Source organism: Actinoplanes sp. NPDC051633 (genome assembly GCF_040681735.1).
Lineage (GTDB): Bacteria > Actinomycetota > Actinomycetes > Mycobacteriales > Micromonosporaceae > Actinoplanes.
The window spans coordinates 1-1,420 of the sequence record NZ_JBFAZH010001595.1 but is presented as its reverse complement, the minus strand read 5'-3'; the positions used below and the strand labels follow the sequence as shown (position 1 = coordinate 1,420).

The following is a 1,420-nucleotide window of genomic DNA, read 5'->3' as shown; positions in this document are numbered from 1 at the left end:
GCTCGTGTTTGCTTAAACGATGATTTTGCATAATCTATATCACAATTTAAGCCACTTTTTTCTTCTGCTCGCTTTTCTGCGCAAGCCAAAACTGGTAGCCCAGCCACCTCTCCGCCAACCCGCAGCGTGGGTGGGCTACCAGTGTTGTCAGGCGGCGATCAGGCCGAAGACCCAGATCACGGCGATGCCTAGGGCCGCGGCCAGCTCGATCATCAGGGAGAGGCCGACCGCGCCCAGGGCCCGGCGGGTGGACGGCCACGCCTGGGCGGCGCCGACCCGGATGTGCTCGGCCAGGTAGATGCCGAGTACGAAGCCGAGCACCAGGCCCACCACCGGCACCACGAAGAACCCGATCAGCCCGAGCACGCCGCCGGCCACCAGCGACGAGGTCGGCACCCCGCTGTTCTTCAGGTGCTTGCCCGGCCACAGGTACTTGATCAGCGTGCCGGCCAGCGCCACCCCGGTGGACAGCCCGAGCACCAGCCACTTGGTGCCGTCGGCGTCGCCCAGCAGCGCCCACACCAGCACACCGGCCCAGCACAGGATCAGCCCGGGGATCACCGGGATCAGCACGCCGATCACTCCGACCAGGATCAGGATCCCGGCGACGAGGGTGGCGACGGTCCCGCTGTCGGTCAGATCCATGCCTGCAGGGTAATGACCCGGCGAAACCTCAACCACGAAGCCTCAACCGCTGACTCCGGTGACCGATGGACAACCAGCGCCGCCCCTCCCCCGGGGGCGGCGATCAGCTCCGGAGGTTGTCATGGGTCCCATCGCCGCGCTGCTCCGCGGGCGGGCGTGATGCGCAGCGTGCTGGCCGTGGGCGCGGTGGCGGGTGCGGTCGAGGCGGGTTGCGCGGGTACGCTCGCCGCCCACCGCGCGGCCGGCGACTCGGTGACCGTGCTGGTGTTGGCCGGCATCGGCGGCGAGGAGGCTGCCCGCGCCCTCGACTGCCTCCTCGTGCACGGCCCCGGTGAGCCGGGCGCGATCGTCGCCTCGCCGTCCACCATCGCGGCGATCGAGACCGTGATCAGCGGCATCGACGCGGATGTTGTCTACGCGCCGGCGCCGGACGACGCGCTGGCCGATCACCGGGCCACCGCCGCCGCCACGCTGTCGGCCGCCCGGCACGGAAGCCGGGTGCTGCACTATCCCGGGCCGTCGACGCTGCGCTTCGAGCCGTCCGTGTTCGTCGACGTCAGCGCGTACCTCGAAAAGAAGCTGTCCCTGGTCGCCGACCGCGACATCGCCGCGGCCTCGGCCCGCCACCTCGGCGCTCTGGCCCGGGTCCGCTACGCGGAGGCGTTCGCGCCGACGCGGTTCGTCTGGGACCTCTGACTTTTCCTACAACCGGCACGCAACTGTCTGCCACCGGGAGGTGAACCCAGGGTCACCGAGAGTTCTCCCTGTCCAGCAC

At 69.5% G+C, this 1,420-nt stretch carries 2 protein-coding genes; one reads left to right on the top strand and one right to left on the bottom strand.

Going from position 1 to position 1,420, the window contains the following annotated elements; genetic code table 11:
- Positions 1 to 147 precede the first annotated feature (147 nt).
- Entirely contained in the window at positions 148 to 645 is a 498-nt protein-coding gene (locus tag AB0M20_RS43435; protein ID WP_364307338.1) for a DUF456 domain-containing protein, read from the bottom strand.
- A gap of 159 nt (positions 646 to 804) precedes the next feature.
- Here AB0M20_RS43435 and AB0M20_RS43430 point away from each other — a divergent pair, with 159 nt between their 5' ends.
- Positions 805 to 1,341 carry a PIG-L family deacetylase gene (locus tag AB0M20_RS43430; protein WP_364307336.1) on the top strand — a complete coding sequence of 179 codons (537 nt, stop codon included), beginning with the start codon at positions 805 to 807 and terminating at the stop codon, positions 1,339 to 1,341.
- The last annotated feature ends 79 nt before the right edge of the window (positions 1,342 to 1,420 follow it).

Coding starts and splice junctions, on each gene's coding strand:
- AB0M20_RS43430 (WP_364307336.1), top strand. CDS start 805: ATGCGCAGCGTGCTGGCCGTGGGCGCGGTGGCGGGTGCGGTCGAGGCG.
- AB0M20_RS43435 (WP_364307338.1), bottom strand. CDS start 645: ATGGATCTGACCGACAGCGGGACCGTCGCCACCCTCGTCGCCGGGATC.